This is a genomic window from Neobacillus kokaensis, assembly GCF_014656545.1.
Classification (GTDB): domain Bacteria; phylum Bacillota; class Bacilli; order Bacillales; family Cytobacillaceae; genus Neobacillus; species Neobacillus kokaensis.
This window is the reverse complement of sequence record NZ_BNDS01000031.1, coordinates 1-6698: the sequence shown is the minus strand read 5'-3', so window position 1 is coordinate 6698 and position 6698 is coordinate 1. Positions and strand designations below refer to the sequence as shown.

At 38.2% G+C, this 6698-nt stretch carries 4 protein-coding genes; 2 read left to right on the top strand and 2 right to left on the bottom strand.

Going from position 1 to position 6698, the window contains the following annotated elements; all coding sequences use genetic code 11:
• Positions 1-574: 574 nt before the first annotated feature.
• On the top strand, positions 575-2899 hold the full coding sequence (locus IE222_RS22495; RefSeq protein ID WP_223282854.1) for a TOTE conflict system archaeo-eukaryotic primase domain-containing protein: 2325 nt from the start codon (positions 575-577) through the stop codon (positions 2897-2899).
• A 67-nt stretch (positions 2900-2966) separates the two neighbouring features.
• On the opposite strand, the gene IE222_RS22490 is transcribed toward IE222_RS22495, so the two are convergent.
• Complete coding sequence (locus tag IE222_RS22490) at positions 2967-3716, bottom strand: hypothetical protein (protein ID WP_191276625.1); 750 nt, start codon at positions 3714-3716, stop codon at positions 2967-2969.
• A gap of 323 nt (positions 3717-4039) precedes the next feature.
• Between IE222_RS22490 and speD the strand changes: the two genes are divergently transcribed.
• The gene (speD, locus tag IE222_RS22485) at positions 4040-5308 is read left to right on the top strand and encodes an adenosylmethionine decarboxylase (RefSeq protein ID WP_191276624.1); all 1269 of its coding nucleotides are present in this window, start codon (positions 4040-4042) and stop codon (positions 5306-5308) included.
• A gap of 89 nt (positions 5309-5397) precedes the next feature.
• Here speD and IE222_RS22480 read toward each other — a convergent pair whose 3' ends face one another.
• Entirely contained in the window at positions 5398-6480 is a 1083-nt protein-coding gene (locus IE222_RS22480) for a PrsW family glutamic-type intramembrane protease (RefSeq protein ID WP_191276623.1), read from the bottom strand.
• Positions 6481-6698 lie beyond the last annotated feature (218 nt).

Sequence of the window (6698 nt, the reverse complement as noted above, 5' to 3'; positions counted from 1 at the left end):
GCAATAGAACGGTTCTCTTTTACCACAATACCCGTTTTAGTTTACGCTTCAGGCAATAGAATCGGGCTCTTTTTACCGCTAGACCTCTTTTGGGTATGGTTGCAGGCAATAGAACGGTTCTCTTTTTACCATAATACCCGTTTTAGTTTACGCTTCGGGTAATAGAATTGGACTCTTTTTACTGCAGGCACACCTTTGGATAGCTGCAGGTAAAAGATCGCATTTCTATTACGAATCTCATGGTCCAAAAAACCTCGAGTTAAATCAAATCTAAATTTCACTGGTTACCACGGTCTTGGCAACTTTTTCGGGATAAATCATACCCATTTTTTACCGCTATCCTGATTTTCACGTGCTTCCGGGTATAATTCTGCACTTATTTTTACCGCCAACCTAGGTTTCGTTTACTTCTCGGGCAAAATCAAGCCTTTATTTTTCCTCTTCACTACACTGTCGGGGAATGTCTGTCACTTTTTTCTAAAGGAACTTGGGATCAATTTTTTTACTTTTTTGAATAAACAATAACAATTAAGGTAAAATGATAGTTATAAAAATATTTTTAGAGGGATTTATTGTGGAATATAATCTTCTATTACAAGAATTGAATCGTTTAAGAAAAGAAAATACGTATTTAAAGCAGCTTCTATCAAATATAATGCATAATCGTGTAGAATCATCAAACATGGAGATTAGGGAGTCAAATGTCAGTAATCGTTCATTACCAGAGGAGAAAATGCATCTTTTTAATAGCCTGTTTAAAGGAAGGACAGATGTATTCGCTTATCGCTGGCAATCAAAGGATGGTAGAAGCGGTTATACCCCAGCTTGTGATTTTGAATGGCAAAAACCAATCTGCCAGAAGCCTATGATAAAATGTTCAGAATGTCAGCATCGGAAATTCACACCGCTAACAAATCAAGTAATCTTTCAACATTTGAGCGGAGAAAAAACGGTAGGATTATACCCACTTCTTCCAGATGAAACTTGTTATTTCCTTGTGCTAGATTTTGACAAACAAAATTGGCAGCAGGATGTTTTGGCATTTGTAAGTGTTTGTAAAAATGTTGATTTACCAGTTTATATTGAACGATCAAGGTCTGGAAATGGTGCGCATGTATGGATTTTCTTTTCTGAAAATATAGCTGCAGCAATAGCACGAAATCTAGGCTCGCTGCTTTTAACAAAAGCGTTGGAAAAACGGCACCAAATTGGCATGGACTCCTTTGATCGAATGTTACCGAACCAGGATACACTTCCAAAAGGCGGCTTTGGAAATCTAATCGCCCTCCCGCTACAACGTCATTCAAAAAAAGCAGGAAATAGTGTGTTTGTTGATGAAAACTTTCAACCATTCCCTGATCAATGGCTGTACTTATCTTCTATTAAAAAAATAGATAAACAAGATATTTTATCTATATTAAAGAAGTTAAATGACTACGAAGAAAAGCCTTATAATACTTTACCGATTCCATCCAAAATTAAGGTTATCGTTAAAAACGGACTGTATATTGAAAAGCAAGGAATTCCTTCAACTATTTTTTCAAAAATAATGTCTCTGGCTTCGTTTAAAAATCCTGAATTCTATAAGGCCCAGGCCAAAAGAATGTCGACCTTTGGAATGCAAAAGGTCATTAGCTGCTTTGAAGAAAATGCTCAATACCTTATCCTCCCTCGCGGCTGCTTGGAGGATTTAGAAAAGCTGCAAAAAGAGTATTCCATTGAACTTGAAATAGAAGATCAAACATTTGCTGGGGAAAATTTTGAACTAAACTTTAAAGGACAATTAACTTCCCAGCAGGAAAATGCCGTCACGGCGCTATTGAATCATAGAAATGGAACACTTTCAGCAACCACTGGCTTTGGAAAGACGGTTATGGCAGCCGCTCTTATTGCAAAACGGAAAACAAGTACCCTAATTATCGTAAATAGAATCCAACTGTTGCAGCAATGGGTTGAAAGTTTGACTAACTTTCTTGATATTGCTCCAAAAGACATTGGCCAAATTGGCGGCGGCAAAAAGAAAATCACAGGACATCTAGATGTAGCAACTATTCAAAGTTTAATTTCTAAAGATGGGATTAAATCCTTAATTACCCAATACGGGCAAATCATTGTGGATGAGTGCCATCATATCTCAGCTTTTAGCTTTGAGAAGATGTTGAAGCAAGTTCGTGCCAAATACGTGTATGGCTTAACTGCTACACCCATTCGGAAAGACGGACTGCATCCCATTATCTTCATGCAATGCGGTCCCATCAGGTATAAAACGGATGCAAAAACTCAGGCAAAAATCAGACCATTTAAACATACTTTGATACCAAGATATACAAATCTTCGGTCACATTCAAAAGATATTCAAGATATATATCAAGCAATTTCTAATGATGAAATTCGGAATCAACTACTGTTTGATGATGTTTTACATGAATTAGATAAGGGACGCTCCCCCATCATCTTAACAGAGAGAATCGAGCATCTTATAAATCTTCGGGACAAATTTAAAGGCTTTACGAAAAACATCATTATTTTAACGGGAGCCATGACGAAAAAAGAACGTCTATTAGAGTTAGAACATCTAAAAAAAATTCCTGACAACGAAGAGCGGCTGGTTATTGCAACTGGAAAATATATCGGGGAAGGGTTCGATGACCCGCGGTTAGATACATTATTTTTAGCCATGCCGATTTCCTGGAAAGGCACCCTTCAGCAATATGTGGGAAGACTACATCGAATTCATTCCAATAAGCAGGAGGTCAAAGTATTTGATTATGTTGATTTACATGTTCCTATTTTAAAGTCCATGTTTGAAAAACGGTTGAAAGGCTATAAATCCATGGGGTATGTTTATTTAGAGGATAAAAACATTGCTAAAAAAAGTGAGCAGATGCAGTTGTTTTAGCGGGATGTGTTAAGGGTGTCTGTGTCAGGCACCCTTGTCCCTTTTGTCGATCGGTTTCTGAATTAGTTTACCTAGTTGGTGAAGTTTCTTTTTTGTGTTGTATAAAGAATCGATCTAAGTTTTCTTCCGTCGCTCCTTTTAACACATCCTTTTTTGAAAAATGCCAGCTATACGAAGGTGTTGTTTTTCTCATTTCGAATACATCTGCATTTTTACTTCCGTTCTCATAGTATCTCCACTCTATTGAAAAATCTTGAAGCTCGCGACGCAATATGTGGTTCGTTATCTCTTTAACCTTCAAAATTTCCTTTTTCTTATCGAAGTCTTTCTCAATCTGGCCGATAAACAAATACTCACTCATTATGTGCTTATGTTTTTTCAAGATATCATTATATGAATCTTCCACGCCGTATTGTTCTTCTATTTCTTCAGGAATATGGATGTTCACCGCATAGGAGGTGATACCTAATTTCCTCATAAAAGGCTCCCAGGATTTAATCGCTTCCCTTCTCCATATCATTTCTTTATAGGATTCATCAAGAATTTTCCCACTCTCTGAAAGGTGAACCTGGAACTCTAGACTTTTTTCCCCCTTTGGATAAACATCAGCTGTGTATGTCCCAGTTTTATTACCCAATGCCTTTCCATAAGATAGATTACTTACAATGAAACTTTTTCCGTACTTCGTCGATAACTCGTCTAACATTGCTTTTCTAACTTCCTGCAGCTGTTTCGATTTGTAATAAACATGTCCTACCAAAAAACCTGAAATAATTAGTAAAATAAAACTCGTTAGGAATACATATTTTTTCTTCATTAAATCCCTTCTCTTTTCAAAATTAGACCATTTTTAATAAATTCTTTTTCAGGGATAATTTTTCCTTCTTAAAAAATACAATAAAATTCCTGTCATCAATTTTAGGCAAGGGTCGATCATACTCATTTCACCATTTTTTATGTAGGGGGTAAACCCGTCAAGTCCGTTTAAAAAGTCCTTCAACAGCATGGATACAATCATCTTCCCAAATTTTTAGCACTTCCAGAATCTCTTTCACATACTTTATCTATATTCATATGATTGAAATAATTTTGATTTGGTATTAAAAAGAATACCACCAAAATTGAGAGGAAGAGAAGTAATTGGAAATAAAAGGACAGCACCTAATCGTGGATGCCTATGATTGTCAAGTGGAACTCATAAATAATGCCGATGATTTAAAAAGATTAATGCTCGAGACCCTCAGAGAGCTGCAATTGGAGGTTCTGCTCGCTTACTTCCATTCTTTTTCACCTCAAGGTGTAACGGGAATTGTGGCTATTTCCACTTCCCATTTTTCTATTCATACTTGGCCGGAATACGGGTACTCAGCTTTGGATTTATATACATGTTCTCCTATGGATGCCTTGCCTGCATTAAAAAAGTTTCTTGGGAAAATCGGAGCTGGCCGAGCCAATATATATGAAATTAAAAGAGGAATGGAAGGGCTGATTTTCACTAATCGTGAAGGTGATAAACTGCTTCATTCAGCAGGAAGGCGCCGAGGGGATAAATGGGACTGGAAAATCCTAAAAGAGATAAAAAACGGAAACCACCCTATCCTCTTCAAAGGAAAAAGTAAATTCCACGATATTTTGTTGGTAGAAGCAAAGGATCTGCGATTGTATATGAATGATCAATTACAGTTTTCATCCCTCGATGAAAAACATTACCATGAAGCATTGGTATTACCGGTAATGGAGCTGGCACCTTCAAGAGAACATGTGTTGATTTTAGGCGGCGGGGATGGGTTTGCACTTCGAGAAGTTTTAAAATATCCAGACGTCTTTCATGTTGACCTTGTTGATATTGATCCTATGATTATTCACTTAGCGAAAAACGAACGGGCTCTCGTCACTGCTAATCATGGTTCGCTAAAAGATAACAGGGTGACTGTGCATACAATGGATGCCAGGGAATACGTAAATGGTAACAACAAGGGTTATGATGTCGTCATTATTGATTTTCCGGATCCAGCTGACCATGATACCAGCTTATTATACACCAAAGAGTTTTTTGAACATGTAGCGCGTCACTTAAATACCGAAGGGCTCCTTGCATGCCAAGCAAATTCCCCAAAGGGCACTCCAAAGGTCTATTGGAGTATTGGCAAAACCTTGCAGGCGTCTGGTTTTAAAACGAAACCCTATTTTACATTGGTTCCATCGTTTGGGGTATGGGGGTTTTACCTTGTCAGCCGAAAGAGTATCCTAAAAAAACTCCCGGAACTTTCCGTACCACATCAAGCCATTAACTCTAACTTAGAACTTCTCCCTCCTACGCTTCACTCTCCCCAAACCGGATTAATTATCAACAGTGAAAATAACCTTAGATTACATGAATTATACCAAGAAGAGATAGAAAAAATTTAGAGCAATCTTCTAAAGAGTTGATGCCTTCAATTTTAAAAGAATGCGTTGACATCTCTGTCCTCGCATTCTTTTTTTAATTAAAATTGATATTAAGGTTGGGTTGGCTGCGTAGGTTCATAGGCAATCCGCCATTTTTTATTGGCGATTTCCTTAAGGCCAATGCGAAGCATTAGGAAAACTATAATCCATGATGAAGCCATCAGGATGATATGCCCGAATGGTGACATGCCCTTAAGAGGTGTGTCCCATAAAGCATGCATCGCAACCACAAGGATAAATACAAGGAAAAATGCTGGCTTTCTTAACAAGGACAGTTCAAAATTATTGTCTCCTTGTACCTTGCAAAAGGCAGCACCGGTCAACGCAGCCCAGGCAACATGGCCCCCTGGAGCTAGAATACTGCGCCATAAAATGGTGGAATATAAGTTCAGTACATCCCCTGTTAGAAGACTTCTTAATGCATAGCCAGCTGTTTCAAATGCCGCGAATCCTGCTCCTACTGCGGCACCCACCAAAAGTCCATTAAGTATATACTTATACTTACGGTCTCTTACGATCCAGATAACCGTAATGACCTTGGCCAGTTCCTCCACCATCCCAATTGTAATGGGATTTATAATATGTCTAAGGAGGTTAAAAAATACCAGTGCTACTAACATCGAGAGAATCCCGCCAATGAGGACCATATAAATAATTCGATAAAACGCAATATTCTGCGGCGCATTCATTTCCCAAAAGAAAATTAGGGTGGTGAACGGTACAGCAAAGGCACCAATAATAATAAGACCAGGTAAAAAGTTGATATTCCTAAAAACGCTGACACCTATATACATACCTATGAAGGCAATCAGAGCGATTAGGAATACTCTCGCAAAAAGCCACGGCTTTGGCCAGGTTTCCTTTACTTCCTCAATTTTTGGTGTTGTTATGGCTGTTCCAACTATGAAAAGCCGGTCAGCCTCCAGCTCACTATGCTTCCGGAATACTCTTGAGAAGATATTATGGAATTTAGGTTCAACCGAACGTTCCTTTAATGGCATCATATCGACGTAATGGGCAAACTCATAAAATAAACTGTTCGGGTCTTGGTTCGTATCCTGAAAGTGATGGCCGCAATTAAGGCACAGCTTTATCCCCTCCGGATTTAAATGCACACAATGAGGGCATTTCATTGAGCATCCCCCTTTACAATTCCCCTTTAAATGTTGGAGATTAGATTTTACCTTATAGCATTTCCAGGCAATTGGATTCCGACTCAAAAAAAGTGAGGGCAAACGGGTTTGATTGGATAAGTGTGTTTTAAAACGCCTGATTCTTGTTTTATATACAGTTCAACCCTCTCGGTCCCTCTCATGCACAGAATCAGCTTTTCATTTTTACCGTTGACCTT